The organism is Biomaibacter acetigenes (genome assembly GCF_003691585.1).
Taxonomy (GTDB): Bacteria; Bacillota; Thermosediminibacteria; order Thermosediminibacterales; family Tepidanaerobacteraceae; genus Biomaibacter; species Biomaibacter acetigenes.
Map to the genome: position 1 here is coordinate 1,903,293 of NZ_CP033169.1, position 24,904 is coordinate 1,928,196.

The window sequence follows — 24,904 nt, forward strand, 5'->3', positions numbered from 1 at the left end:
ACGATTAGTGTAACGCCACACCACCCACTGTGGATATTGCCTTAATTCATTTGGGATGTTGTCGAAATTACCCGTTACATTGGTCATGAACATCACCTGCCAGTAATTTTACAGTCATCCGGTAGCTTAATCTTGAAAAATTGTTCAAATTCGCTAACGGGTATCAAAATCTTCCAGTTGTGCGGTTTAATTCCATGCAGCTCGCCGTTGTAAAAGTAGCCTTTTATAGTGCGTTCACTTAATCCGGTGAGTTGAGCAATTTCCTTCGGCGTTAGGAAAAGCTTTCTCATCTATAGTCCACCTCCCTGTAACCGATTTTTGAAGCTAGCTGTCGGATTGCGATGGTGTCGTCGTAAATACCGAGCAGTCTCTTGCCGTGGCCTCTTGAAATCCCGGCAGCCCGACAGGCGGTAGAAAAACCGATACCGCCAAAATCTCTCTTGATACGGCGTAAAATTTGCGGGTCCCTTGTTCGGACAAATTCGTCAATCAACGTGTGTAAACGCATAAAACCACCTCATTGAAAGTCTCCAATCAGCGGGCGGCTAGTCCCGCAAAAACCACTACTTGTTTTACAATCCAAGTATAATACACGAGGGTATCTCGTTTTTATCAATTTTTTATCAACTTTTTACGAAATTTCGTTTATTCCCTTTTTTCAAGTCGATTTTAGCACAAAACAACCTTTCAATCCTGCCATGTCTCTGCCAAGTTCAACTTGTGGTTTTATTACACGGTTTATCTTGACTTAGTAAATTTGGTGAGATACTGAAGCTAGATATTTCAAGGCACAGGAGGCAATGTAAAATATGCTTCAAACTTTTGTTGTGAGTTTTTACTTTAATCCGCTAAAGCACCAGGAAAGGTTATTGACCGGTGGAAAGGATAAGAAGGTCCAGGCAGGGCATTTCCTTCGAAAAGCTGTAGAGCTTGTACTTGCCGAGGAAAACGGCCATTCGGAAGATGAAGTCCGGGAATTCTTTCCGGGAGATAACGAAAAGGAAAAGACTGCCCACCTGTGGAGTTTATTCGAGGCATGGTTTTCAACCATACCGCCAAATGCGGCCATCAGAAAGAGCTTTCCACAGAAAGGGCAAGAGCGTAAATGGGACCCTGATTACCCGGTGAAAAAACTCGAGTGGCCGAATACGCCCGCAGGAGCATATGCGGCGGTGATGTACAACGACCCTTATTTCAGCCATATAGCGAAAGAATTGTTTTTCCAGGATGTATGGCTGCCTGTATTCGCAGCGTGGAACAGGTGCCGGATACTGCCCTATCGCGGCGGCTGGCTGGTCGATGCGGGCAGCGAATATGACGCCGCTTGCTGCGAAGCACTGCTGTTTATCCAGTTCAACAGGCGGCCAAAATGGAAAGTGTGCTCGAACCCGAAGTGTCTCAAGGTCCATGACGGCAATGAATGGAAATGTGCGAAGTGTCGAGGTCAGGTAAGGCGTTATATTCCACCTGTGGAGAGGACGGAGGAGATGAGGTTTCTGGACCGAATCAGGCGGGCCAAATGCGATGGGATTATCGGTGAAAAGGATTATGCCGGTCTGAAAGCCCTTGTTGATAATGGAGAGCTTTTAAAAGCGCAGGAGCGTTACAGCCAGCTGAAAAAGGAACATGCCATGCGAAAACGTGCTGCGTCATTCAGGCGATGACATTATTCCCTCCACAGGTTTGCGTTCCGTACTGATTGCGCATACGACACCGTTATATACCCTCCCAAAATGTGGTGCGACACTGCCCAACCTGTGGTATAATAATATCGAAGCATGTTTTTGATTCCTGTGGCCTCTCCCGGCCCTGCTCTACAGGGCCTTTCCTATTAAAGCAAAAAACCCGGCTTGAATTGCCGGGTTTTTCGGTAAGCACGCCCTTACAGCTTCTGCGGGCCTGCCGCCTCCTATTCCCTTTCTTTTACGGTATAGCTGAGCAGCGCTTCCATGATTTTCTTTTTGTAAACCGGTTCGAAATTCCAGTCGAGCTGCAGGATGTTATCCAGTGCGTTCAGGATTTCATCCGCCAGTTTTTCCTTCGCCGTCATTTTGCCCGCTTGCATAATTCCCGCCATTTGTTACACCTTCCTCTTTCGATGGTTTTTTCGAGGAAGGAGCGAATTGATTGGCGAAACGGCGGAATTCATCCGGTGCAGGTCCTCGTTTGAAAAGTTCACGTAGCGCTTTGTCATAGCCAGAGTGGTATGGCCCATGGTGCGCATCAGGCCCAGTTCGTATCCTCCGTTTCTCAGGTAATTTATTGCATACAGATGGCGCAGGGAATACGGCGTGAGTTTCACTCCGAGTTTTTGGCCGTACATCTTCAGCCGGTCCCGCCATGTAAAACGGGACATCATGGTGCCTTCGCTCGAACAGAACACCGGCACGTCGTTTTTCCATGACGGGTGCCTTGCCGAAATGAGCTTTCGGACCGCTTCGCAGGTCTGAGGCATTATCGGCAGCGTCCTTGCGGTCCTTGTCTTGGATACTTCCGCCCGCACGGTCACTTCCAGATTTCTGAAATCAAAATCCGAAATGAGTAGCTGCAGCGCTTCCTTCGGTCGAATGCCCGTGTCGAGTTCAAGGACCAGCATGGCGTAGTCTCTCAAACCCGCAAATGTGGTCTGATCCGGCAGCTCCAGCAGTTTTTTGAGCACTTCCGTATCAATGTCCACAATTCGAGCTTCGGCCTTCCGGTGTTTGAATCCTTCCAATGGGTTTTCGAAGAAAATTCCTTCGTGAACGCACCAGTCAAAGAACGCCTTCAAATAGACCAGCCTCAAATTAAACGTAGCGGGTTTCACCGGCTGCGCCATATACTCCAGGACACAGGGCTTTAAACCGGTCTGGCTGTATGCCGTCGGATACCGCTTGAAAAACCTTGTGATGTGCTGGCGGTAGTCGTTAAGCGTCGTTTCACTGATTCCCTGAGCCTGCTTCCACCACAGGAACTGTTGTAAAGCCTCCTGCCATGTGGCGGGTGTATCTCTGGTGATTTTTACTACTTTGGGCATAATAAAAACCCTCCCGCAAAATGTTTTTGTGGGAAGGTCAATTTTACTACACAGGATTTGCGATTTTAAACAATCCTGTGGGTATAAAAAACGGGTTCAGGCACACAGGATTATCGTAAAATACCGTGAAATATTGTGGATTGGAAAATGCTGTAAATGCCCTGAAACCCTTGATTTTGCTGGTGGTGCCGGGAACCGGAATCGAACCGGTATGGGTATTGCTACCCGCAGGATTTTAAGTCCTGTGCGTCTGCCTGTTCCGCCACCCCGGCATGAATTTATATGGAGGCGGCACCCAGATTCGAACTGGGGGTAAAGGTTTTGCAGACCTCTGCCTTACCACTTGGCTATGCCGCCTTAACATACAAAATGGAGCGGAAGACGGGATTTGAACCCGCGACCCTCGCCTTGGCAAGGCGATGCTCTACCACTGAGCCACTTCCGCACAATCTATGGTGCCTTGGGGCGGAATCGAACCACCGACACGAGGATTTTCAGTCCTCTGCTCTACCGACTGAGCTACCAAGGCTCATATATGGCGACCCAGAAGGGATTCGAACCCTCGACCTCCAACGTGACAGGCTGGCGTTCTAAACCAACTGAACTACTGGGCCGCAAATTTTAATCTTGGTGGGCGAAACAGGGATCGAACCTGTGACCCCGTGCTTGTAAGGCACGTGCTCTCCCAACTGAGCTATCCGCCCGAAGACAATACTAAGTATACCTTAGAATCCATCCGGTGTCAAAAATCATTAAATATTATTATCCATATTTATTCGTATTATACGCTTAATATCTCTTTCTTACTCCAGATATCTAGCTGCAATGGCTGAACTTCAGGTTCTTTAAGGTTTTAAATATACCTGCTGTTGTTTAAATTATATAAATATCCTGACGATTTGTCAAGGCTTTGAAAGATCAATTATTGATTTTGCGGTTTTCTCATCGGTTATCAGCACATCCAGTATGCCGCTCTTCAAAGCCCCAAGGATTGACTTTACCTTTTCTTTGCCCGTAGCCACGCCTATGACTCTGGGAATCTTTTTTAAATCCTCGGTGCTTATGGCTATAACCCTTCGGTCGATGTCAGTGCACAATCTACCCTCTATATCGAAAAAATGGGCGCAGATATCCCCCACCGCTTTTTCTTGCTTTAAGGCCTCCAGGTCCTTTTGTTTTAGATAACCCGTGTTGAAGAAGCTAGAATTTTTATCTATATTGCCTATACCTACCAGGGCTATGTTCACCGACCTGGCCATATTCAAAATGTCCTGAATGGTATTATCTTTTATGATGGCATCCTTAATTTCCGGACTATCAACTATAGCCGGCGCCGGGAGTATAAAAGAATTCCCTCCGAAACTCTCCGCCATTTTTCGCACTATTTCATTGGCACTTTCCGAACTCTGTCCCAGGCTTCCAATTATCTGAACAGCCCTGACATTTTTTCTTTCGGTAATGCCTATTGAATCGACTACCGCTCTCAGCGTCCTACCCCAGGCAACGCCGATAGAATCCCTTTCTTTTACCATTCTTCTTAAATATTTTGCTGCTGTTGCTGTTACCTGAGCAAAGGTCCTGAAGTGGTTTTCGTTGACATTACTGACTATGACCGCTTCTTTTAAACCAAAATTACTTTCAAAAGCTTTCTCAAGCTCTGACCTTGCGGGTTCGGGGTAATTTATTTTTATGTCGATAAGATTATGTTCTTTGGCAGCTTTTAACAATCTCGAAACTTTAGGCCTGGATAGGTTGAGTTTTTGTGCTATCTCCCTCTGCGGCACATCGTCAAGATAATACAGTTCGGCTACTTTAATCATGAGTTCGATGTCGTAATCCGCCACGCTAATCCTCCTAATAAGCCCGCAGAAACGATGTTCTGCGGGCCGCCTACAGTTCCATAGTATATTTTTTGTGAAAATATGTCAATTTATTTTTTTTAAAGTTTATACACCGAGTTTGTTCAACCTTATTTGCTCATTTCTGGTAAAATTATTTACAGGTATATGACCTTTTATGGGCATTATTTTTTCATGGATGGCATCTATGATCCAGTCTGCCTGCGGATAGAAGAATTTTTCCAGTTCAAAAGCCGGGGTTATCCAGTTTTTGGCGCCAACCACCACAGGTGGAGCATCCAGGTAATCAAAAGCAAGTTCGGTGATATTGCGTGCAAAGTCGTTCAGAATTGAGCCACGCTCACATTCATCACTGGTAAGTACGATCTTGCCCGTCTTTTTCACCGATTCTATGACCTTTTCGTAGTTAAAGGGAACCACCGACCTCGCATCGATTATTTCTGCGGAGATACCGTATTTTTGTTCCAGTATCTTTGCCGCTTCTACTGCCTGGTAAAGAGTAGGCCCTATGGTCAAAATGGTTACATCTTTACCTTCTTTCTTAATGTCCGGTTCGCCGATGGGAATTTCATAATATCCCTCGGGCACGCCTTCCATGTGGAACAACTCTCCTATGTCGTAAATCTTCTGGCTCTCCATGAACACCACCGGGTCTGTTCCCATCAGTGCGGTGTTCATGATACCCTTTGCATCATACGGTGTTGCGGGATAAACCACTTTCAGGCCCGGAATATGGGCACAGATGGATGTCCAGTCCTGGGAATGCTGTGCACCATACTTAGCGCCTACCGACATGCGCAGGACTACCGGCATTTTCAAAACACCTGCGCTCATGGACTGCCACTTGGACAACTGGTTGAAAATTTCATCTCCGGCCCTTCCCATGAAGTCTGCATACATTAGTTCTACAACCACCCTGCCGCCACAAAGGGCGTAGCCTACAGCCGAACCCACTATGGCAGCTTCGGAAATCGGGGAGTTGAAAAATCTGTGATAGGGAAGCGATTCCGTAAGTCCTTTGTAAACACCGAAGGCACCGCCCCAATCCCTATTATCCTCACCATAGGCTATCAAAGTAGGATCCGTATAAAATTTATCAATTATAGACTCAAAAATTGCGTCTCTAAGCTGGTAAGTCTTTATCTTTGAAACGGGTTTGCCATCCTGGACTCCAACCCTGATTTTATTTTTAATCTGCTTTACCCTTGGATTTTCTTCTTTGGGAATCAAGACATCACATTCCCTGTCATCCATTTTTTCGATTCTTTGATTTGAGAACATTACATTGCCTATGAAATTTGGAATTTTTACAAGGTCTATTCTGGGGGATATACTGTCATCAATGGCTAGCTTGAATATCTTCAAAATTAATTCCTTACTGTTTTGACGTATCTCGCTGATCTCATCCTGTGAGGCAATACCGGCATTCACCAACTCATCTTTAAAAGTTTCTAAGGGGTCTACTGCCTTCCACGCATCAAGCTCTTCTTTGGTCCTGTATGTCTCGGCATCGGAAGGCGAGTGTCCCGTCAACCTGTATGTCACCGTATCCAGCAAAACGGGCCCTTGATTTTCTTCTATTATCTTTTTCTTTCTCTTTATGGCATCTATCACTGCCAGGGGATTATATCCATCAATTCTCTCGGCGTGCATCTGCTCGGGGTTGATACCGGCTCCAAGTCTTGCCAGCATCTTATATCCCATGGTTTCTCCGTTGGTCTGGCCGCCCATTCCGTACTGGTTGTTAAAGAAGTTGAATATGATGGGAAGGCCGCCCTTGTATCCTTCCTCCCACAGTGTCTTAAACTGGTCCATAGCCGCCATGTTCATAGCTTCCCATACAGGGCCGCAGCCAAGGGCGCCGTCGCCCACATTGGAGATGACTATACCTTTCTTTTTATTTACTTTCTTGTATAGAGCCGCTCCCATAGCTATCGGAGCTGAACCTCCCACGATGGCATTGTTTGGATAGATTCCAAAGGGAGTAAAAAAGGCGTGCATGGAATTGCCCAAACCCCTGGCAAATCCGTTTTCCCGGCCGAATATCTCCGCCATGGCACCATAGATGAAAAAGTCAATGGCCAGTTCTTTTATGCTGTTTGTATCTTTCTGTTTCCCCTCAACGACCTTAAGTATGGCCCCTTCAAAGGTGTTCTTCATGATTTCAAGCAGTTCTTCATCACTCATTTTTTGAATACAGGACATGGCCTTGGCTATGATTTCCCCGTGGCTTCTGTGGGAACCGAAAATATAGTCGTCTTTATCGAGGAGATATGCCTGGCCTACCGCCGATGCCTCCTGTCCTATGGAAAGATGAGCAGGACCGGTGTATTTATAGGGTATGCCTTCATATTCATTGGTGGTCCTGACCGTATGAAGCATCATTTCGAATTCCCTTATGATGGCCATATCCCGGTAAATCCTTAAAAAATCCTCTTTTAAAAAATTAGCTTTTTCATCGTTTATACTTCTGTTATACTGATTTACCGGAATGTCTTTGAAAGTAATCCATCCGCTTTTTCTCATTTGCTTTGGATCGATGAAAAGAGTCTTGGACATTCTATTTTCCTCCCGTAAAGTTAAAATTTAAATATAGCTTCCCTAATAATTTCCGAAACCGTCGGGTGCGGGAAAACAAGTTGTTTGACATCTTTCACCCGCATCTCTGCTTCTACCATCAGTGCAGCGCCGTAAATGATCTCTGATGAGTAACTGCCGATCATATGGACGCCGATGATTCTACCATACTTTTTATCTACCAGGACTTTGCATATGCCGTCGCCCTGTTCATTTTCCGCCATGTACCTGCCGCTAAACCGCATCGATACGATGGATTTTTCAAAATTTATTCCCTGCTGCCGGGCTGACTCTTCTGTTTCACCCACCGAAGCCACTTCGGGATTGGTATATATGACCGAAGGAATACTGTTATACCTAACCATATCCTTCTGACCTAGCATGTTGTTGACGCAAACTTCAGCCTCCCGATAAGCTGTGTGGGCCAGCATGGAAAAGCCATTTACATCACCTGCGGCGTAAACTTCAGGAATGTTGGTCTTGCCGGTTTCATCGGTTTTTATGCGGCCTCTTTCAATCTCAACGCCTATGTTTTCAAGGCCCAATCCCCGAATTACGGGTTTTCTCCCTATGCTCATCAAATCTTTTCAGCTTCTATGGAATTCTTCCGGCCATTTGCTTCGTAGAAAACTGTATTATCTTTTATCTCCACAACCTTTGAGTTAAGGTTAAAGACAATACCTTTTTTCTCATAGTTTTTCATAAGAATTTGCGAGAGCTCCCTGTCGGTGTTTCCGGCAATGTGGTCCAGCATTTCTATGACCGTCACTTTACAACCTGCAGAATTAAAATAAGAAGCCATCTCAAGGCCTATGACCCCGCCGCCTATGATGACAAGGGATTCCGGTACCTTTTTTATGTCCAGGATTTCCCTGTTGGTCAGGATAATGCCCTTCTCCAGGCCTTCCTTTGTCCCGGGAATGGGCGGTATCAGGGGTTCAGAACCGGTGGCAATCAAAAGCCTTTTACCTACAAAGGTTTCTCCGCTGGCGCTTACTTCATATCCCTCTACGGCTTTGCCTTTTATTTCGCCGGCACCCTCAATAACGGTGACATTGCAGCTTTTAAGCTGGGACCTGACGCCGGAAACCAGCATTTTTACCACCTTGTTTTTCCTGGCAATCACCATCTCATGGTTTAAATTAAGATTTTCGGCTGTAACTCCATACTTTTCGCCATGCTTTGCTCCGTCATATATCTTGGCGGAGTAGAGCATGGTTTTTGTGGGAATGCAGCCTTCATTCAGGCATACTCCGCCGAGAAATCTCTTCTCAATGAGGAGCGTCTTTAAGCCTGCCCGGGCGGCCCTTTCCGCCCCCAGATAACCGGCAGGCCCGCCGCCGATGACTATCAAATCATAAACCATGTTTTATCACCTGCTATCAATTAATATTTTACGTCTGTTCAGCATCTTGGTTGGTTCATGAATCACTAGAAAAATCATGGGCCTTCCTGTATTGATGGTAAAACTTTTCTATTTATATAAAAACTTATCTAGCCAGCAGAAGGCTGAAGTTTTCCAGGTTTGTCTTGAGGTCTTTCAAGAACCTCGCTGCTGGAGCTCCGTCTACTGCCCTGTGGTCAAAGGTCAGGGAAAGGCCCATGGCCGGGTAATATTCATACTGGCCGTTAACCAGCCTTGGCTTGTAAGTTATAGAGCAGACTCCAAGAATGCCGGTCTGAGGCGGATTCAGAATGGGTGTGAAATGTTCCACATCCAGTGGCCCCAGGTTAGTCACAGTAAAGGTGCCTCCCTTCAGGTAATCAGGATTGATGGAACCTTTTCTGCACTGTTCGGCCAGTTCTTTCACCTCTCTGGAAATTTCATTCAGAGATTTCAGGTTTGCATTGAATATGGTGGGTACCATCAAGCCCCTTTCAGTGTCAATAGCCACGCCAAGATGCACATTTTCAAATACCATCATGGTTTCACCTACAAGGTGTGCATTCAGGTCCGGGTGGTTTAAAAGGGTCCTGGATACGGCATAGAGCACCATATCATTTAAGGTTATATTTTCCAGCCCGTATTTCTCCCCGGCTGCCTTGATTTTTTCCCTGTAAGCCAGTATTTCGGTGGCGTCAAAGGTAGCATGATGGGTCAGTTGTGCCGTGGTGGAAAGGGAATTCATCATATTTCTGGCGATGACTTTTCTTATATTCGTAAATTTCACTTCTTTATACTGCAACGCCTGTTGAGGCCCTTCAATAACCGATTTTTGTACGGTTTCCTGCTTCTCCAACCCTTTGGCTGCCATTGAAGCTTCCTTCTCCACCTTCTGTTCTTCGGAATTCTTCTGAAGATCTCCGGTGGTGATCCTGCCCCCAACGCCCGTGCCTTCTGACACCTGCAGGTCCAGGCCCGATTTTAGATACTCTTCTTTTGCAGCCGGGGTAAATACCGGGCCTTTTTCTATTAATGCAAGTATGTCCCTTTCAATGATCCTGCCCTCCGGACCCGTAGGGCTTGTGAACCTAAAGTCCACTCCCGCTCTTTCGGCTAGATTCCTGGCCCGGGGGGAAATTTTTATGATGCCATTTTCCTCCGCTTCAGCCAAATCAGGATAGGCCTTTTCAACCGTCTCTTTCGACGATACCTCTGGTTTTATACTTTCTGCTTCCGGAATTTGCAGCTTTTGAGTTGCCGCCTGACTTTCCGGTTTCCCCTGGCCGGTAGTAATGCTGCTGATGTCCTCTCCTTCACTGCCAATTACACCGACATCCGTTAGTACCGGAACTTCATCTCCCTCATTAAAAAATACATCCAGCAGTGTACCATCGGCCTCGGCTTCCACATCAAAGGTGGACTTATCGGTCTCGATGGTAAACAACACTTCTCCTGCTTTTACCTGTTCTCCTTTTTTCTTGTACCATTTTGCAATGATGGCACTCTCGTCCGATAACCCTATTTTTGGCATTTTAACAAGTGTAGCCATATTTACCTTCCTCCATTAAAATAATCAATGTCGAATGAAATTTTGTTCATACATAAGATTTTGTTCAGTATATTATATTCTACATAAAAACTAATTTTCCTTCTTTTTTGATAAAAAAATCCCAGGCTAAATTATCTCCTTTCATTTTATCCCATATCCTTTAGCAAAAATTACTGCTCGGCCTCATTAGCTTCTTGTTGGGATATGCGGAAATTATTTATATTTTAAAAATTAAAAGAGGCTCAAAAGCCTCTTTTCTTTGGAATTAATATAAGGTTCAACTATTTTTTTCCGGTACTTTTATCTTTTTTTATCTTGCCGTCTTTTTTATCCATCTCTTCTTCTGCCAGGTTTATCATCTTTCTGATCATGTTGCCGCCTATTTTGCCGACTTCCCGGGTTGTCATGTTTTCCCACCCACGCTTTTCGATGTCGTCGTCCAGATGAAGTTCTTCAGCCACTTCTTCTTTCAAGCTGTCGAGTTCATCTTCAGCTTTAGGATTGACAGGTCTGTTTTTCCGTGGCATAAGGATAACCTCCTGAAAAATTTTTTCTATTATATGCAGAAAAGTATAACTGTATTCAATAATTTACCGCGGTAACAAACAACCGATTTTCATTTTCTCCGCCTTTTCAATTCTTCCATGATTTCCTGAATGGATATGCCGTCATAGCGTAGGGCTATTAGTAAGTGGAAAATCAAGTCAGCGGCCTCATAAATGGTATCGCTTTTTTCACCGCTCATGGATGCTATGATGACTTCGGAGGCTTCCTCACCCACTTTTTTTAATATCCTTTCTCTGCCACCTTTATAGAGCTTTGCCACATAGGAATCTTCTGGAAGTTCATTGAATCTGGAATCTATTATATCTATTAGATCTTCAAGGATTTCCAATTCACTATTGTGGCCTTTTTTCCGGACCGAGTCATTTTCCGGATTGTTTTCTTCTCTATTTTTCTTATCTCCAAAATCTTCAACCTTTTGAATACCCTTATCCTCTGTTACTGTTATCAAACTCCTGTAAAAGCATGATTTGTTTCCGGTATGGCATGCCGGACCTTTTGGATTTACTTTTAAAAGTAATGTATCACCATCGCAATCGTAAAGGATTTCTTTCACTTTCTGGAAATTACCGCTAGTTTCACCCTTTTGCCATAGGGTTCTGCGCTTTCTGCTGTAAAACCATGCATTTTTCGTCTCCAGAGTTTTTTGCAGAGCTTCTTTATTCATATATGCCACCATCAAAACTTCCCCGGTGTTTTTATCTTGAACCACTGCGGGTATGAGGCCTTTTTCATCAAAATGTATTTCAAGATTATCTCCTTTGCTGCCAACGGATATTTCCTTATTGAGGTTAGTTTCGCTCATAATCTTATTTCAATCCCTTCTCGCCGCAGATATTGTTTCACCTGACGGATGCTGTAAGTGCCGTAATGAAATACTGATGCCGCCAGGGCCGCATCAGCCCTGCCTTCCTGAAATATTTCTTTAAAATGCTCCATTTTGCCTGCACCGCCTGACGCTATCACCGGTACATTCACCCTTTCAGCAACTGCCCTGGTGAGCTCCACATCATAGCCGTCCTTGGTGCCGTCGGCATCCATGCTGGTCAGGAGAATTTCGCCTGCTCCCAGTTTCACTGCCCTATCTATCCATTCCAGTGCGTCAATTCCCGTGGCAGTGCGCCCTCCGTGGATATATACTTCCCAGCCTTTTTCCTTCCTTTTGGCGTCGCAAGCCAGCACAATGCACTGGCTGCCGAAACGTCTTGCCCCTTCATAGATCAAATCGGGATTCTGGACGGCAGCAGTGTTAAGGGATACTTTGTCGGCTCCGGCCATGAGCAAATTTCTGATATCTTCAATGCTCGAGATGCCGCCGCCCACTGTGAGAGGAATGAATACTTCCCGGGCAGCCCTTCTAACCATTTCCACCGTGGTCTTGCGCCCTTCGGCCGATGCGGTTATATCCAGAAAAACCACCTCATCGGCACCTTCCCTGTCGTAAAAGGCCGCCAGTTCGACCGGGTCTCCCGCATCCTGCAGGTTTATGAAGTTTGTACCCTTTACTACCCGTCCAGCCTTGACATCAAGGCATGGGATGATTCTCTTTTTGAGCATGATATTAAACCTCGCATTTTAAAAGTATTTTCAATGACTTTTATACTGTTCAGCATCCTTCACCGGCGTGCTATTTCCACCACTTGTGAGTTTACGTCAATCTCGCGGTGACCTTGCGCAAGTAGCACAAGATATGAAGTTTGATTAAATTAGATATCCGCTTCCAATATTGTAGTAATATTGTTAAGCCGGCACGTATATATTAGTAAATAGCGTAGAAAGCTTAAAACTTCTGAATTAACTCTCCCAAACACAATGCACCGCTATATAGAGCTTTTCCGATAATGGCTCCCTCAAGGCCCTGACTTTCATAGCGGGACAATTGCTCCAAATCTTCCACAGATGATATGCCGCCTGATGCAATAACGGAAAAACCTCCGAAGTCAAGTATCTTCTCAATACCTTCAGTATCCGGCCCCGACATCATGCCGTCTTTAGAGATGTCCGTATATATTACTCTTTTTATCCCCAATTCCCGAAGCTTTTTTAAAACTTGTTCAAGAGTCACTTCAGATGTAGCGGTCCACCCCTTAACGGCTACCATGTCATTTTTTACATCTACTCCCACAGCTATCTTTTCTTTCCCAAAAAAATCTACCGCCTGTTTTACCGTGTCTTGAAATTCTATCGCCGCCGAACCTAATATGAGCCGATCGATTCCTGTATCAAAATATTTTTTTATGGTATCTAGATTTCTTATACCTCCGCCTACCTGGATTTTTAGCTTTACATTTTCCCTGATAAGTTTTATTACTTCAAAATTTTGAGGGCTGCCCGACTTTGCCCCATCAAGGTCCACCACGTGTATCCATGAAGCTCCTTGATCTTCCCACCTTTTTGCCACTTCCACCGGGTCCTCTGAAAACACGGTCTCCTTCGAAAAGTCCCCCTGTATGAGTCTTACGCAGCGACCGCTCCTTAAGTCTATTGCAGGATATATGATCATCCGGCCATCTCCCCAAAATTCTTTAGAATCTCAAGCCCAAACCGGCTGCTTTTTTCTGGATGAAACTGCACCCCGAAAACGTTGTCTTTTTCGACACATGAAGTAAAAACGTTGTCATAATCGGTGGTCCCGATGGTGGCATCCTCCTTGGGGTCGCAGTAATAGGAGTGGACAAAATAAAAGTCGGTGTTGTCGGGTATGTTTGCAAGAAGACGGGAATCCCCGGTTTTTTTCACACTGTTCCAGCCCATATGAGGGACTTTTAGGTTTTTTTGTTTCGGCTCAAATCTTCTGACAGAACCTTTTATAAGGCCCAGGCCTTCATGGTGCCCACCTTCGAAACTTTCTTCAAATAAAAGCTGCATGCCAAGGCATATGCCCAAAAAAGGCATCCCGGACTTTACAACATCATTAATAACTTCGATCCAGCCCAGAGATTTAAGGCTGTCAATGGCGTCTTCAAAAGCCCCTACTCCCGGCAGGACCATCGCATTTATGTCCTTTAAGTCCTGCAGATTTTTGAGCAGTTTTGCCTTAAAGCCCAATTTTTCAAAAGCCTTTTGCACACTCATCAAATTTCCCATGCCGTAATCGATGATGCCTATCAAGAATGCATCCTCCTTTAATGTCCGGACTGAAAAATACATTATTGCCATCTTTCAAAAGCATTTTAACCCTATAAAATTCCCTTTGTTGAAGGTATGCCTTTTTCCCGCTCATCAAAACTTACCGCTTCCCGCAGTGATCTGGCAAAAGATTTAAAAATGCTTTCTATCATATGGTGGGTATTCCAGCCCCGGATGACCTCTATGTGCAGCGTTATTTTTGCGCTGTTTACAAAAGCCTTGAAAAATTCCTCCACCAGTTCTACATCAAACTCTCCTACCTTATCTTTCAAAAAATCTGCCATAAAAAATATATAAGGCCTTCCGCTGATGTCTACCGCCGAAAAACCCAGGGATTCATCCATGGGCACATAAAAGCTTCCGTAGCGGCGGATTGACTCCTTTCCTTCCAGGGCTTTCAGAAAAGCTTCTCCAAGAACTATACCGGTATCCTCTACCAGATGGTGGAAATCCACCTCACAGTCTCCGGCGGCCCTTACTTCCAGATCAAAAAGGGAATGGCGGGAAAATAGGGTCAACATATGGTTGAAAAAACCTGCGGGAGTTTGAATTAAACTTTGGCCTGTACCGTCTAAATTCAATCTTACCCTTATATCGGTTTCTGCCGTCTTTCTTGAGATTTCAGCGCTTCTTTCCATGAATTTCACTTCTTTCAGTAAATATCTCTATAAATAAATAAAATAGGAGTAACTTATTCCGATAGAATTTGTCTCAATGCATCCACCAGGACATTATTCTGTTCGGGACTTCCCACGCAAAATCTCAATACATTTTTTAGCTTTTCGCCGTTGAGTTTGCGGGTAAGGATCCCCTTTTCCAGAAGCTTTTCATACACCAAATCTCTGGGCTTTTCAAATTCGCACAAGAAGAAATTGGTATTGCTGGGGTAGACTATTATGCCCGGTACCCTATCAAGTTCCGCTTTAAGCTCATCTCGGGACTTTACAAGTTCATCCCGTAAAGCTTCTACCCAGTCTAGATTTTTTAATATCTCCACCGCAGCAATCTGGGAAAAAAGGGTGACATTATAAGGTAGTTTTACCTTGTAAAGCTGCTCTATTATAGTCTCGTCGGCTATGGCGTAACCCACCCTGAGACCCGCCATAGAAAATATTTTGGAAAAAGTGCGTATAACGGTCACATTAGGATACTTTGAAAGGCGGTTTGCAAAAGTCTTCCTTCCGAATTCAAAGTAAGCTTCATCCACTGCCACGATGCCGTTAAAAGATTCTATAAGATCAAGGATTTTCTCCTCGCTGAAGTAATCGCCTGTAGGATTGTTGGGATAACATAAAAACATCATCTGGGGTTCATCTTTTTTAAAGTGCTTTTTTATGCCCTCTACATCCAGGTCCCAGCGCCAGGCCTCATTTTGTTTTTCCAACAAAAGCGGTACCTTTATGACATTTGCCCCGGAAACGGTAGCAAAAATCTCATAACTGGAAAAGGCCGGCACCGGTATAATCACATCCCGACCCGGTCCCGCAAAGGCAAAAAGCAGATCGCTGATTATCTCATCGGAGCCGCTGCCCACGAATATTTGCACGGGTTTTACTCCGACATATTTTGAAAGCTCTTCTCTTAGCTCATCACAGCTGGGGTCATAGTAGAAATTTATTTTTTCACGTTTTAGCCTCTGCCAGATGCGCTCTTTAACTTCCTGTGGGATATCATATGGACTTTCATTGGCGTCAAGCTTTATACTGCAAGCTTCTTTTGAAGGTTTATAAGGTTCAAGTCCTAAAATATCCTGTCTTACAAATTTTAGCCCTGGATTTATTTTAATCTCCTCCCCATATTTACTTTCGTATAATTATGATATCGGTGTAAAAAGTCACATCGGTGGTAGTGACGCCCCTGTCACCGGATTGTTATGTAATCCGCTCTAAAGTCCGCTACTACGCTCCACAGGGGTTCGCCGGCAATTCGGCGTCCTGACTCAGATGTCGGCCGGCATGCATCCGTGCATACCGGTCCTGTCTGAGACCCATCGAAGGTGGTGTTGTTTATGGTGCCTTGGGCAGTCATTTACCACCTTCGTTGGTTTTTTACACCAAACCAATTATACATTAAATATTCTACGGATAGCAAGAATTTTCCTATTTCGTTATACAACCGCTTTTATTTTGCCCAGCAATTCCTGTATCTGCCCGGATTTGAGGCGGAAACTGACCTGATTTGCAATGAGGCGGGCGCTGATGGGACAGATTACCTCTTCTACCTTCAGGTGGTTTTCCCTTAATGTATGGCCTGTAGCCACTATGTCCACGATAGCATCGGAAAGTCCCAGCAGCGGCCCTAATTCCACAGAGCCGTTGAGTTTTATAATTTCCACCGGCTGGGCCTTTTTTAAAAAAAAGCTTTCAGCGATATGAGGATATTTTGTGGCAACCCGGTATATAGGTACACCCGGCGCCCTATCCTCCGGCACGGCCACCACCATCCTGCACCGTGCCAGTTTTAAATCCAGGAGTTCAAAAACATCCTTCCTATCTTCCAGGAGCACATCCTTTCCGGCCACTCCCAGGTCCGCCACGCCGTGCTCCACAAAGGTTGGCACATCGGTAGGTTTTGACAGGATCAATCTCATATCATAGTCTTTAAATTCAAAAACCAGTTTCCTGGAATCCTCGCTGACATTGTCAAAATGCATTTTTATTCTGTTGAAAAGTTCCATCGTTTCTCCGAGTATCCTGCCCTTTGACAGGGCTATGGTCAGAAATTCCAAAGCAGATCTCCTTTTCCATATTTCATATTTGATGTAATCCATAATAAGGCAGCAGCACAACTTTTACTTGTATTTCCCGCTTTATCACAGATTATTTTAATCATCTCTTTTTGCTTCTATTTTTTGGTTTTTATAATGAAGGTTTGGGAAGTAAGACTTTCATCCGGACATATGTTTTCTTCATCTTCCATTGGTACTAGTTTAACCGCAAGATTTTTTCTCCTAAGTTCTTCCGCTTTTTTTAGAGCCTGCGTGAAACTTTCCCTGTCGTAAAAAATATAATTCGGCTCGTATGAATCGTCCATGTCTTTCTCCAGTATTGAAAGCAGGGCCTCTTCGGTCAGTGCAAAACCTGTAGCGGGGCGGTTTCCGTTGAATTTATCCATGAGATTGTCATAGCGCCCGCCGCCGCCCAGAGGGAAACCGGAGTCCGGTGAATATATTTCAAAAACAATGCCCGTATAATAGTCAAGTCCTCTGGCGAGCCCCGGGTCGAAGGTAAGCCTTATATCATTAAAACCTTTTAGCATCCCGGCCAGCTCCATAAGTTCCGACAGGGCATTATAGCATTTTTCATTCAAGGGGGTTTTATTTAATCTCTCAAGAATTTCCTGGCCGCCATAAAAACTGCTCAGGGATAGCAAAACCTGTTTTATACCCGGGTTTATGGGAATATCCTTAATCAGTTCTTCCAGCAGAACAAAGTTTTTACCCCATATGGCATGGGCTATCTGCTCTTTTTTCCCCGGGTCCGCATTTATTTCATCCAGCAAACCTTCAAGGAATTTTATATGTCCTATATTAATAATAAAATCGGAAATACCGATTTGCTTCAATATATCCGATGCCAGCAGGATTATTTCCGTGTCGGCCTGTATGCCCTTTATGCCGATGAGTTCGGCACCCACCTGGAAAAACTCCTGGTCGCGCCCCTTCCTTGGCTCCTGAAATCTGAAGACATTTGAAATATAACAAAAGCGGAGCGGGAGCCGGTGTTCGCCGTAATAAGTCGCCACCATGCGGGCTATAGATGTGGTGACATCTGACCTTAAAGCCAGAACCCTTCCCTGTCGGTCGAAAAACTTGAAGATTTTCTCGGAAAATCCCGGACTGTTGCTTGAAAGAAATGTTTCCAGATATTCGAAGGAAGGAGCTATTATCTCCTCATAACCCCACTTTTCAAAAACATCATATATGGCCCTTTCGATTTGCCTTTTTTTGCGGACCAGCGGCGGAAGGAAATCCTTCACCCCTGCGGGCTTTTGAAAGATATAATCCATTATATTTTACATCCTTTAGTTTGGTAAATTGTTAAAGTATTAAAATGATACTACCATAACTTTTTCCAGAGGTCAACATCATTACAAAGTATTTTGCCCGATTTTACCTGAATATAATAGATTTTCACGTCTGTATTTTTGATTGCTCACATTATTGTATGAACGCTTCCCAACACATCCAAGTCATCACTTCCAAAGCGCCTTCACCTCCTGATTTTGCGCATAAAAAAATCACCAGCCCTTAAGCCGACGATTCTGGTACATGTATTCTATTTTTCTTCATCCTCCGGCAAATCACCGAACAGTATACGCGTATAATCCCGCCTGCCGTATAAGATTCTCGACACGAAAACAATTCCATCTTCGTACCTATAAAATATCAGGTAATTGGCACAGACAAGAAAACGATAGTCTGTCTGAATATCCACGACGGAAGATAGCGGCGCACCAATTCCAGGATGCTCCGACAGTCCGCGCATCTTTTTCGTGATTTTAGAAATCAGATTTACAGCCGCCTGCGGATTACAAAGTTCCTGAGAAATGTAGCCTTTAATTTCTGCCAAATCATCTTTGGCTTCAGGCGAAATTTTCAGCTTATACATTCTCAATCCCCAGTTCTGCTTCCACTTCCTCGATAGTCATCCATCCTTTTTCTTTTCCAGCCAGCTCTCCCCGGGCAAGCTGTGACATCAGCTTCAGTGAAGCTTTTAATTTTTCATATTCTTTAATATCGACAATGGCATATTTCCCTCTGCCATTTTTGGTTAAAAACACTGGCTCGCCTATGGCAATATCACGCAGGACTTCATTGTAATTCCTTAAATCGGAGATGGGTTTGATATTTGGCATAGATAACAGCTCCTTTCCTTGCTGTTATTATTATATCCTTATTATTCGTAAAATTCAACAGCAATTTTAAAATTAATGCAATCCTTTTCGATGGCTTCCTGAATTTGCTGTTCTAAGCCCGGATAGCCGGTGTCTACTCAATGGGATGCACTGTTTTGACTAACCCATATTCAATTGCATCATTTAAACCAAAATCGCTGACAATCCAGCCAAAAAGCGCCTCTTCCTAGGCTTTTTTCCCAGAGGGTGCAAAAGGTGCTGCTGAAAAGTCAAAACAGTACTGAATTTCCTTGTCCTGTGTATACGGTCCAGTCCGCCTATCCGAACCGTTGCTTTAGCCTCCTGATCTTTAAACTCCCTTTTCACTTTCAGCTCGGGATTACAACGCCATGCACGGTCGTGGGCTTTTTACTTTTTTTATGTATATTGATAACTTTAAAATTGATAATCCAAATAATTTCTGATATAATGGGAATGATTTAAATAGATACTGAAGGGAGTTGTGTCCTTTGAAGGAAAAAGTAAAGGAAGTCCTGGATAAAATCCGCCCATCTCTGCAGGCCGACGGCGGTGATGTTGAACTGGTGGATGTGGATGAATCTACCGGCATAGTAAAGGTAAAACTCACAGGTTCTTGCTTCGGATGCCCCTTTGCCACCATGACCCTGAAAAACGGCATCGAGGAAACGTTAAAAGAGCAGGTCCCCGGAGTAAAAGAGGTCCAGCAGGTTTAACCATTTTTAAAAGCAGCTAACTGCTGCTTTTTATTTTTCTACATATTTTTATACATATAGATGAAATGTATCATTCACGGTCACTATATATGCATCGCTTTGGGCCAGGTCTTTTTGTCCATCATATTCTACCACCGTCAAAGAAGCATTGCTGATTTTAAACTTCCAGAATAGGTCATAATGCAGGTTCAATATGATTGAAAGCAGCGCTCTGATAGGCCCTGCATGGGTTACAATCAATATACTTTCCCCGGGATGACTATTGGCGGCGGTTTTTAAAAACTTCGACACCCTGTCACAAAGCTCCGATAAGGTTTCCCCGCCTTCCGGACGCTCATTATACGGGTCCTGCCTCCACCTTTCCATCTCTCCGGGCCATTTTTGAGTTATTTCATCAAAAGTACAGCCTTCCCATATACCGAAGCTCAATTCCCTCATTTCCCTGGCGGGAAAAACCTTTAGTCCATGCGGCGCTGCAATAATTCCGGCCGTTTCCATGGCCCTTTGCAAATCACTGGCATATATCGCATCGATTTTTTGCTCTTTCAGCCTTTCGGAAAGCCTTGCCGCTTGAAACCTTCCGGTATCGCTCAGGGGTATATCCGATTGGCCCTGATATTTATACTCTTTGTTCCAGAGGGTTTCTCCATGCCTTACCAGATAAAATCTTGACAAAAAAAATCACCCTTTATTAGATAATATGACAAAGATTAAAAGTACAACTATTTCACAAAGCTCATTTATTGCTCCGTATGTATCCCCTGTCAGGCCCCCTAATTGTCCTATAATATATTTTATTAAAACGAAACCTGCTACAATTACTATCAATGCTATGATAAATCCCATTGCTTTTGCAACCAAAATTGCAATCCCGATGGCGATAACACTTGATGTAATAAAATACCATGGGTTTTTGTAAAGGCTGAATGCCCTGCCAAGCCCGCTTTCCCGGGCATAGGGGAATAAGATTATGGCATAAGTCATGACCCACCGGCTCAGGACGGGAGCAAGAATTAACGCCGGTATCAGATACTGCCGTGAAAGGGAACCTGTAAGAGAGATTTTAAACAATAACAGCAGGACAACCCCCATGGCGCCATAAGCCCCGATGCGGCTGTCTTTCATGACCGATAGCTTTTTCTCCCTACCGCCCCCGCAAAAAATCCCGTCCATTGTATCGGCAAATCCATCTATATGCATACCGCCGGTGATGCTCCCCCATGCGGTTGTAATAATGACCGGCAAAACCTGCAAGGGTAGAACTTTTTCCCCCAATAAAAATGTAAAACTCAGGATGCCGCCTATCACGGCCCCCGCCAAAGGAAAGAAGGGGATCGAAGATGCGATTTTTCTATCATCAAGCATTATCTGAGGAAGGGGTATCCTGGTCAAAAATAAAAGGGCTACATAAAATCCCATAACATTTTATCTCCTTAACGTTTTTTCCGAATAGACCTGTTCAAGCAAAACAGTTTACAAATATTATTATTGTTTTCTTTTGTATTGGTATTATAAATCCAGGGTTTTCAGTACAGTTAGTTGGACTTTTGATTATATTAAATCAAAAGAATAATAGTAACAACTCTCCCAGCATTAAAGCAATAGCCGAAGATATTACGCTTAATACCACCACAGTCTTTATGTCTTCGGGAACTATTTCCCTCAATTTTTCGCCCAAATATGCCCTGATATGGGGCTCGCCGAAATAATAGTTTATGCCTCCAAGCCTAATGCCCATGACTCCTGCCGTTATGGATTCGGGAATACCTCCGTTTGGGCTTTCATGTTTTCTGGAATCTTTCATGGCTGTCACAAATCCACGCCTTATATCAAGTCCCATAACTGCAGCGGCCATTAACATAAAGACTCCACAAAGCCGCGCAGGTATATAGTTTAAAAAGTCGTCCATTTTTGCGGAAAACCAGCCAAAGTGAAGATATCTTTCATTTTTATAACCTACCATGGAGTCAAGGGTGCTGGCGGCCTTAAAAGCCATAGCAAGAGGTGGCCCTCCGATAAAAGAATAAAACAAAGGGGAAACGATGCCGTCGACGGTGTTTTCTGCCACGGTTTCCACAGTGGCCCGGCAAACCTCATCTTGCTGCAGTTCTCGGGTATCCCGCCCCACTATGCCGGAAAGGCGCACCCTTGCCTTTTCGATATTGCCGTTTTTTAACTCATAAAAAATGCCCATGGCTTCATCGGATAAGTTTCTGACCGCCAGGGTTGTGTATAACAGCCACACCGATACTACATGCCCCATCCAGATATTTATTCCATAGGCCAATTTTATCACAAAAAATGTTAAAAAATAAGATAAGCCGACGGTGATAAGCCACAATACTATGCCACCGAACTTGAGGCTGGAAGAAGTTTGAAAAAACCTTCGAATAAAGCCTTCCAAAAATGAAATCAGTTTCCCCATAATCACTACGGGATGGGTGGACCTCCGAGGATCTCCCAGAACCAGGTCCAGCAAAAAAGCTGCAAAGATAAGTTTATCCATGTTTTTTACTTTACCTTTCTATAGAAGTCTATATAAAATTCCTAATTATAAACAGGAGTTGTCGTTCACTACTTATCATAGTTGCTGATTAGCTTTAAGTCTAAGATAAAATTGAAATGAGGGCATTTATAAGAATATCATTTTCCTCTCTCTTTCTGACCGCCACTCTGAAAAAATTGTCATCCAGAAAATCAAAATTGCCGCACCGTCTTATTAATATGCCATATTTTTTGAGTTTCTGAGCCAGGGCATCGGATGTTATTTCGCCTGTAATTCGGACAAAGACAAAATTCGCCTCGGGATGGAAGGGTGAAATTCCCCTGATGTCGTTTAATGTACCCCAGAAATATTCCTTTTCCTGGGAAATAAATTTTTTGGTCAGCTCTATGTAATTCTTATCTTTTAAAACTTCACTGCCCACCAAACCCGCAAAAGTATTGATATTCCAGGGATCTTTCAACTCCGATATTTTTTGTATCAGTTCACTGTTGGAAGCGGCAAAACCTACTCTAAGACCCGGTAAGGCAAAAAATTTGGTGAGAGATCTGAGAATAATCAAATTTTTATGTTTCTCGACCTCTTTTATCAAACTCTGACTATTTATTACAAAATCCATGAAAGCCTCGTCCAGCAGCAGAAAGGATCTTTTTTCTTTCACTAATTCCAGCATATTTATTATATCATTTTTAAGGATGAGCTTGCCCGTGGGATTGTTGGGATTGCATAAAACCAGCATTGAATTTTTATCCATGAGTTTTTCCGCTCTCTCAAAAAGCTCCATGTCCCACTCAAAATTGTTTTTCGTCATATCAATAAGCTCTGTTTTTATTCCCCTGGTCCTGCAGGAATGAGCATATTCCGAAAATGTGGGAGCGGGAATTATAACCTTTGAAGGCCTCAATGCTTCCATAATTATGTTTATAAGTTCCACTGAGCCGTTCCCGGGCAGCAGATTTTCCGGGTTTATGCCGTAATATTCCGCCGCGACTTTTTTGAGCTCCATCTGTTCAGTATCAGGATAATGGACTATATCATTTATATGGTTTATTATTACTTGTCTTACAACATCGGGGAATCCCAATGGGTTGATGTTGGCAGAAAAGTCCAGAATTTTGTTATACGGCATATTAAGTTGTTTCGCGGCTTTATACACATTTCCTCCATGAAGCACCATGGTATCAGGTCCTCTCATATTTCAAACCTTGGGTAGGCTTAAGTTGTCTATCTTTACTCTATTTTCAAGTTTATACCGATAGCATCTAAATTTGCCTCGGACCGGTATTATCAATACTTACCTTGATGACTCTCAATTTTTTCCCATGCTTCTTCAAAATTCCATCCAGCTCTGTCCATAAATCACCGTTTATGCAGCAATTCCTTTCAAAAAACATACTGATGGCAGAACCGCTGTGGGCAATATTTACTCCGATGGCATTAAACTTAAGTGCAGCTTCGATGATATCAATTAAATGAGGCTTATAAAGTATCTCCTGGTGGGCAAGGGCACTTTTTATCATGGCCTCGCCCAGGAGTTTCATGTCGCCGTCTTTTACAGCGGTGCGAACTATTTCCAGAGCCTGTCTAACTAACGGTTCCTTTTTCAAATTTAATTCTTTTAAATCGAAGCGACTGTTAAATTCCCCGGTATCCACCGTTTCTCTGGTATCTATGATGTATACATCCATTTCCGGCAGGTCTCCCAGGCTTTCCCTCCAAATTCCCTTTATGTGGTCAAAAATCATCGCGCCTTTAAACATTATACCATCGCTGGGCTCTATGGAAAGGGCAATATCGGCAATGGAATCGGGGGAAATATCTTTTCCCAGAGCCGATGCTGTAGCCATACATGCGGCGGTTATATCGGCGGTGCTGGATGAAAGGCCTATGCCCCGGGGAATCCGGGAATTTATAGTAATAATTGGTTTATATTCCACTGCTCCGAAAAATTGAAGGGTTTTTTGCGCAGCAAGATATGATTTAAAACTATATTTATTTAAGTCGTCAAATAAACTTCTTATACGTTTCTCCGGAATTAATTCTACGGTTATTTCGGTATATAATGAAACGGGACATGTCACCAAAAAGTCCCTTCCATCAATACTCCCCTGGACTATTTCTCCACAGCTGGCAGGGCAGCGGGCTTTCCCAATCAAATGGATTCTCCCCTCTATTTTATCTTTAAAGGTATGCCCGAAACCATGAAATATACCTCATCGGCACTTGATGCCACCACCTGGTTTACTTCTCCCAGCAAATCCCGGTAAAGCCTCCCCAGGGGGTATTCGGGCACAAGGCCCATGCCCACTTCATTGGACACAATTATTACATGGCGTTCCATCCTTCCGGCCTCAAATATCATTACGTTTATCTCATTCAGGAGGGCCTCCCTCAAATCTTCCCAGGTTTCGGGATTTTCAGCTTTTTCCAGCGGAAGCCAGTTGGAAACCAGAAGAGCCAGACAGTCGATGAGAACCACCCCATAATCTGTCAGCCGGCCGTCTCCGCTGATATTTTTTAAAGCTTTCGATACATATTCAGGCTCCTCTACGGTCATCCATACGGCAGGCCTTCTCTGCCTGTGGAGGGCTATTCGATGAGCCATTTCTTCGTCCAGGGCCTGAGCGGTGGCTATGTATATTACTTTTTGGTTTGATTCTGCAGCCATTCTTTCTGCAAACCGGCTTTTGCCGCTGCGGGCACCGCCAGTGATAAATGTTATGCTCATGTTT

General features: G+C 44.0%; 27 protein-coding genes, 6 tRNA genes and 2 pseudogenes. 2 read left to right on the forward strand and 33 right to left on the reverse strand.

All coding sequences use genetic code 11. The features are described from left to right. Positions 1 to 92 precede the first annotated feature (92 nt). A complete protein-coding gene (locus tag D2962_RS09790; protein WP_122014886.1) occupies positions 93 to 290 on the reverse strand; it encodes a helix-turn-helix domain-containing protein in 198 nt (65 codons plus the stop codon). Next, entirely contained in the window at positions 287 to 508 is a 222-nt protein-coding gene (locus D2962_RS09795) for a hypothetical protein (protein ID WP_122014887.1), read from the reverse strand. The genes D2962_RS09790 and D2962_RS09795 overlap by 4 nt, the downstream gene beginning before the upstream one ends. Before the next feature lie 301 nt (positions 509 to 809). Between D2962_RS09795 and D2962_RS09800 the strand changes: the two genes are divergently transcribed. After that, positions 810 to 1,664 (forward strand): hypothetical protein, encoded by an 855-nt coding sequence (locus D2962_RS09800; protein WP_122014888.1) that lies wholly within the window; start codon positions 810 to 812, stop codon positions 1,662 to 1,664. Between the two features lie 245 nt (positions 1,665 to 1,909). Here D2962_RS09800 and D2962_RS17600 read toward each other — a convergent pair whose 3' ends face one another. The 25 genes and pseudogenes from D2962_RS17600 to D2962_RS19595 form a co-directional block, all read right to left on the reverse strand. Then, positions 1,910 to 2,077: a hypothetical protein gene (locus D2962_RS17600; RefSeq protein ID WP_162991189.1), complete on the reverse strand. Its 168-nt coding sequence runs from the start codon at positions 2,075 to 2,077 to the stop codon at positions 1,910 to 1,912. 3 nt (positions 2,078 to 2,080) lie between these two features. Further along, positions 2,081 to 3,016: a tyrosine-type recombinase/integrase gene (locus tag D2962_RS09805; RefSeq protein WP_122014889.1), complete on the reverse strand. Its 936-nt coding sequence runs from the start codon at positions 3,014 to 3,016 to the stop codon at positions 2,081 to 2,083. 183 nt (positions 3,017 to 3,199) lie between these two features. Continuing rightward, positions 3,200 to 3,288, reverse strand: a tRNA-Leu gene (locus tag D2962_RS09810). 11 nt (positions 3,289 to 3,299) lie between these two features. Then, positions 3,300 to 3,373 (reverse strand) — tRNA-Cys (locus tag D2962_RS09815). Between the two features lie 13 nt (positions 3,374 to 3,386). Then, positions 3,387 to 3,461 (reverse strand) — tRNA-Gly (locus D2962_RS09820). An 8-nt stretch (positions 3,462 to 3,469) separates the two neighbouring features. Next, a tRNA-Phe gene (locus D2962_RS09825) sits at positions 3,470 to 3,545 on the reverse strand. A gap of 7 nt (positions 3,546 to 3,552) precedes the next feature. Continuing rightward, positions 3,553 to 3,630 (reverse strand) — tRNA-Asp (locus tag D2962_RS09830). Between the two features lie 14 nt (positions 3,631 to 3,644). Then, positions 3,645 to 3,720 (reverse strand) — tRNA-Val (locus tag D2962_RS09835). A 198-nt stretch (positions 3,721 to 3,918) separates the two neighbouring features. Further along, on the reverse strand, positions 3,919 to 4,860 hold the full coding sequence (locus tag D2962_RS09840) for a sugar-binding transcriptional regulator (RefSeq protein ID WP_122014890.1): 942 nt from the start codon (positions 4,858 to 4,860) through the stop codon (positions 3,919 to 3,921). A gap of 102 nt (positions 4,861 to 4,962) precedes the next feature. Beyond that, positions 4,963 to 7,434, reverse strand: coding sequence for an alpha-ketoacid dehydrogenase subunit alpha/beta (locus D2962_RS09845; RefSeq protein ID WP_122014891.1), 2,472 nt, complete (start codon positions 7,432 to 7,434; stop codon positions 4,963 to 4,965). A 20-nt stretch (positions 7,435 to 7,454) separates the two neighbouring features. Beyond that, positions 7,455 to 8,818, reverse strand: a pseudogene (gene lpdA / locus D2962_RS19590) (dihydrolipoyl dehydrogenase). A 124-nt stretch (positions 8,819 to 8,942) separates the two neighbouring features. Next, on the reverse strand, positions 8,943 to 10,385 hold the full coding sequence (locus tag D2962_RS09855) for a dihydrolipoamide acetyltransferase family protein (protein WP_122014892.1): 1,443 nt from the start codon (positions 10,383 to 10,385) through the stop codon (positions 8,943 to 8,945). Between the two features lie 281 nt (positions 10,386 to 10,666). Continuing rightward, positions 10,667 to 10,912 carry an alpha/beta-type small acid-soluble spore protein gene (locus D2962_RS09860; protein WP_120767387.1) on the reverse strand — a complete coding sequence of 82 codons (246 nt, stop codon included), beginning with the start codon at positions 10,910 to 10,912 and terminating at the stop codon, positions 10,667 to 10,669. Between the two features lie 89 nt (positions 10,913 to 11,001). Further along, entirely contained in the window at positions 11,002 to 11,754 is a 753-nt protein-coding gene (gene hisIE, locus D2962_RS09865; protein WP_122014893.1) for a bifunctional phosphoribosyl-AMP cyclohydrolase/phosphoribosyl-ATP diphosphatase HisIE, read from the reverse strand. After that, positions 11,751 to 12,506 (reverse strand): imidazole glycerol phosphate synthase subunit HisF, encoded by a 756-nt coding sequence (hisF, locus tag D2962_RS09870; protein ID WP_120767389.1) that lies wholly within the window; start codon positions 12,504 to 12,506, stop codon positions 11,751 to 11,753. The genes hisIE and hisF overlap by 4 nt, the downstream gene beginning before the upstream one ends. Positions 12,507 to 12,729: 223 nt before the next feature. Then, positions 12,730 to 13,452: a 1-(5-phosphoribosyl)-5-[(5-phosphoribosylamino)methylideneamino]imidazole-4-carboxamide isomerase gene (hisA, locus tag D2962_RS09875; protein ID WP_120767390.1), complete on the reverse strand. Its 723-nt coding sequence runs from the start codon at positions 13,450 to 13,452 to the stop codon at positions 12,730 to 12,732. After that, positions 13,449 to 14,060 (reverse strand): imidazole glycerol phosphate synthase subunit HisH, encoded by a 612-nt coding sequence (gene hisH, locus D2962_RS09880; protein WP_120767391.1) that lies wholly within the window; start codon positions 14,058 to 14,060, stop codon positions 13,449 to 13,451. The genes hisA and hisH overlap by 4 nt, the downstream gene beginning before the upstream one ends. Before the next feature lie 68 nt (positions 14,061 to 14,128). Then, on the reverse strand, positions 14,129 to 14,716 hold the full coding sequence (gene hisB, locus D2962_RS09885; protein WP_120767392.1) for an imidazoleglycerol-phosphate dehydratase HisB: 588 nt from the start codon (positions 14,714 to 14,716) through the stop codon (positions 14,129 to 14,131). A 53-nt stretch (positions 14,717 to 14,769) separates the two neighbouring features. After that, the gene (gene hisC / locus D2962_RS09890) at positions 14,770 to 15,864 is read right to left on the reverse strand and encodes a histidinol-phosphate transaminase (protein ID WP_342774539.1); all 1,095 of its coding nucleotides are present in this window, start codon (positions 15,862 to 15,864) and stop codon (positions 14,770 to 14,772) included. Between the two features lie 74 nt (positions 15,865 to 15,938). Then, positions 15,939 to 16,106, reverse strand: coding sequence for a hypothetical protein (locus D2962_RS17605; RefSeq protein ID WP_162991190.1), 168 nt, complete (start codon positions 16,104 to 16,106; stop codon positions 15,939 to 15,941). A 79-nt stretch (positions 16,107 to 16,185) separates the two neighbouring features. Continuing rightward, on the reverse strand, positions 16,186 to 16,806 hold the full coding sequence (gene hisG / locus D2962_RS09895) for an ATP phosphoribosyltransferase (RefSeq protein WP_222927498.1): 621 nt from the start codon (positions 16,804 to 16,806) through the stop codon (positions 16,186 to 16,188). A 116-nt stretch (positions 16,807 to 16,922) separates the two neighbouring features. Continuing rightward, a complete protein-coding gene (gene hisZ, locus D2962_RS09900) occupies positions 16,923 to 18,086 on the reverse strand; it encodes an ATP phosphoribosyltransferase regulatory subunit (protein ID WP_122014895.1) in 1,164 nt (387 codons plus the stop codon). A gap of 269 nt (positions 18,087 to 18,355) precedes the next feature. Next, positions 18,356 to 18,688, reverse strand: a complete 333-nt coding sequence (locus D2962_RS09905; RefSeq protein ID WP_120767396.1) for a type II toxin-antitoxin system RelE/ParE family toxin — start codon at positions 18,686 to 18,688, stop codon at positions 18,356 to 18,358. After that, on the reverse strand, positions 18,681 to 18,935 hold the full coding sequence (locus D2962_RS09910; RefSeq protein WP_120767397.1) for a type II toxin-antitoxin system prevent-host-death family antitoxin: 255 nt from the start codon (positions 18,933 to 18,935) through the stop codon (positions 18,681 to 18,683). The genes D2962_RS09905 and D2962_RS09910 overlap by 8 nt, the downstream gene beginning before the upstream one ends. 151 nt (positions 18,936 to 19,086) lie before the next feature. Continuing rightward, positions 19,087 to 19,343: pseudogene (locus D2962_RS19595) on the reverse strand (hypothetical protein); the annotation flags it as partial. 101 nt (positions 19,344 to 19,444) lie between these two features. Between D2962_RS19595 and D2962_RS09925 the strand changes: the two are divergent. Continuing rightward, positions 19,445 to 19,669: a NifU family protein gene (locus D2962_RS09925; RefSeq protein WP_120767398.1), complete on the forward strand. Its 225-nt coding sequence runs from the start codon at positions 19,445 to 19,447 to the stop codon at positions 19,667 to 19,669. A 48-nt stretch (positions 19,670 to 19,717) separates the two neighbouring features. On the opposite strand, the gene cobC is transcribed toward D2962_RS09925, so the two are convergent. The 6 genes from cobC to cobU all read right to left on the reverse strand — a co-directional run bounded on the left by cobC (position 19,718) and on the right by cobU (position 24,900). Next, entirely contained in the window at positions 19,718 to 20,344 is a 627-nt protein-coding gene (gene cobC, locus D2962_RS09930) for an alpha-ribazole phosphatase (RefSeq protein WP_122014896.1), read from the reverse strand. Positions 20,345 to 20,350: 6 nt separating this feature from the next. Then, complete coding sequence (cobS, locus tag D2962_RS09935) at positions 20,351 to 21,088, reverse strand: adenosylcobinamide-GDP ribazoletransferase (RefSeq protein ID WP_120767400.1); 738 nt, start codon at positions 21,086 to 21,088, stop codon at positions 20,351 to 20,353. A gap of 142 nt (positions 21,089 to 21,230) precedes the next feature. Beyond that, the gene (cbiB, locus tag D2962_RS09940; protein ID WP_122014897.1) at positions 21,231 to 22,175 is read right to left on the reverse strand and encodes an adenosylcobinamide-phosphate synthase CbiB; all 945 of its coding nucleotides are present in this window, start codon (positions 22,173 to 22,175) and stop codon (positions 21,231 to 21,233) included. 100 nt (positions 22,176 to 22,275) lie between these two features. Then, a complete protein-coding gene (gene cobD, locus D2962_RS09945) occupies positions 22,276 to 23,367 on the reverse strand; it encodes a threonine-phosphate decarboxylase CobD (protein ID WP_122014898.1) in 1,092 nt (363 codons plus the stop codon). 67 nt (positions 23,368 to 23,434) lie between these two features. Further along, positions 23,435 to 24,328: a GHMP family kinase ATP-binding protein gene (locus D2962_RS09950; protein ID WP_122014899.1), complete on the reverse strand. Its 894-nt coding sequence runs from the start codon at positions 24,326 to 24,328 to the stop codon at positions 23,435 to 23,437. Positions 24,329 to 24,342: 14 nt separating this feature from the next. After that, complete coding sequence (gene cobU, locus D2962_RS09955; RefSeq protein ID WP_120767432.1) at positions 24,343 to 24,900, reverse strand: bifunctional adenosylcobinamide kinase/adenosylcobinamide-phosphate guanylyltransferase; 558 nt, start codon at positions 24,898 to 24,900, stop codon at positions 24,343 to 24,345. Positions 24,901 to 24,904 lie beyond the last annotated feature (4 nt).

What these genes read in the sequence shown, in the direction of transcription:
- D2962_RS09790 (WP_122014886.1), bottom strand. Translation starts at nt 290, where the DNA reads ATGAGAAAGCTTTTCCTAACGCCGAAGGAAATTGCTCAACTCACCGGA.
- D2962_RS09795 (WP_122014887.1), bottom strand. Translation starts at nt 508, where the DNA reads ATGCGTTTACACACGTTGATTGACGAATTTGTCCGAACAAGGGACCCG.
- D2962_RS09800 (WP_122014888.1), top strand. Translation starts at nt 810, where the DNA reads ATGCTTCAAACTTTTGTTGTGAGTTTTTACTTTAATCCGCTAAAGCAC.
- D2962_RS17600 (WP_162991189.1), bottom strand. Translation starts at nt 2,077, where the DNA reads ATGGCGGGAATTATGCAAGCGGGCAAAATGACGGCGAAGGAAAAACTG.
- D2962_RS09805 (WP_122014889.1), bottom strand. Translation starts at nt 3,016, where the DNA reads ATGCCCAAAGTAGTAAAAATCACCAGAGATACACCCGCCACATGGCAG.
- D2962_RS09845 (WP_122014891.1), bottom strand. Translation starts at nt 7,434, where the DNA reads ATGTCCAAGACTCTTTTCATCGATCCAAAGCAAATGAGAAAAAGCGGA.
- D2962_RS09855 (WP_122014892.1), bottom strand. Translation starts at nt 10,385, where the DNA reads ATGGCTACACTTGTTAAAATGCCAAAAATAGGGTTATCGGACGAGAGT.
- D2962_RS09860 (WP_120767387.1), bottom strand. Translation starts at nt 10,912, where the DNA reads ATGCCACGGAAAAACAGACCTGTCAATCCTAAAGCTGAAGATGAACTC.
- hisIE (WP_122014893.1), bottom strand. Translation starts at nt 11,754, where the DNA reads ATGAGCGAAACTAACCTCAATAAGGAAATATCCGTTGGCAGCAAAGGA.
- hisF (WP_120767389.1), bottom strand. Translation starts at nt 12,506, where the DNA reads ATGCTCAAAAAGAGAATCATCCCATGCCTTGATGTCAAGGCTGGACGG.
- hisA (WP_120767390.1), bottom strand. Translation starts at nt 13,452, where the DNA reads ATGATCATATATCCTGCAATAGACTTAAGGAGCGGTCGCTGCGTAAGA.
- hisB (WP_120767392.1), bottom strand. Translation starts at nt 14,716, where the DNA reads ATGGAAAGAAGCGCTGAAATCTCAAGAAAGACGGCAGAAACCGATATA.
- D2962_RS17605 (WP_162991190.1), bottom strand. Translation starts at nt 16,106, where the DNA reads ATGACTGCCCAAGGCACCATAAACAACACCACCTTCGATGGGTCTCAG.
- hisZ (WP_122014895.1), bottom strand. Translation starts at nt 18,086, where the DNA reads ATGGATTATATCTTTCAAAAGCCCGCAGGGGTGAAGGATTTCCTTCCG.
- D2962_RS09905 (WP_120767396.1), bottom strand. Translation starts at nt 18,688, where the DNA reads ATGTATAAGCTGAAAATTTCGCCTGAAGCCAAAGATGATTTGGCAGAA.
- D2962_RS09910 (WP_120767397.1), bottom strand. Translation starts at nt 18,935, where the DNA reads ATGCCAAATATCAAACCCATCTCCGATTTAAGGAATTACAATGAAGTC.
- cobS (WP_120767400.1), bottom strand. Translation starts at nt 21,088, where the DNA reads ATGGGATTTTATGTAGCCCTTTTATTTTTGACCAGGATACCCCTTCCT.
- cbiB (WP_122014897.1), bottom strand. Translation starts at nt 22,175, where the DNA reads ATGGATAAACTTATCTTTGCAGCTTTTTTGCTGGACCTGGTTCTGGGA.
- cobD (WP_122014898.1), bottom strand. Translation starts at nt 23,367, where the DNA reads ATGAGAGGACCTGATACCATGGTGCTTCATGGAGGAAATGTGTATAAA.
- cobU (WP_120767432.1), bottom strand. Translation starts at nt 24,900, where the DNA reads ATGAGCATAACATTTATCACTGGCGGTGCCCGCAGCGGCAAAAGCCGG.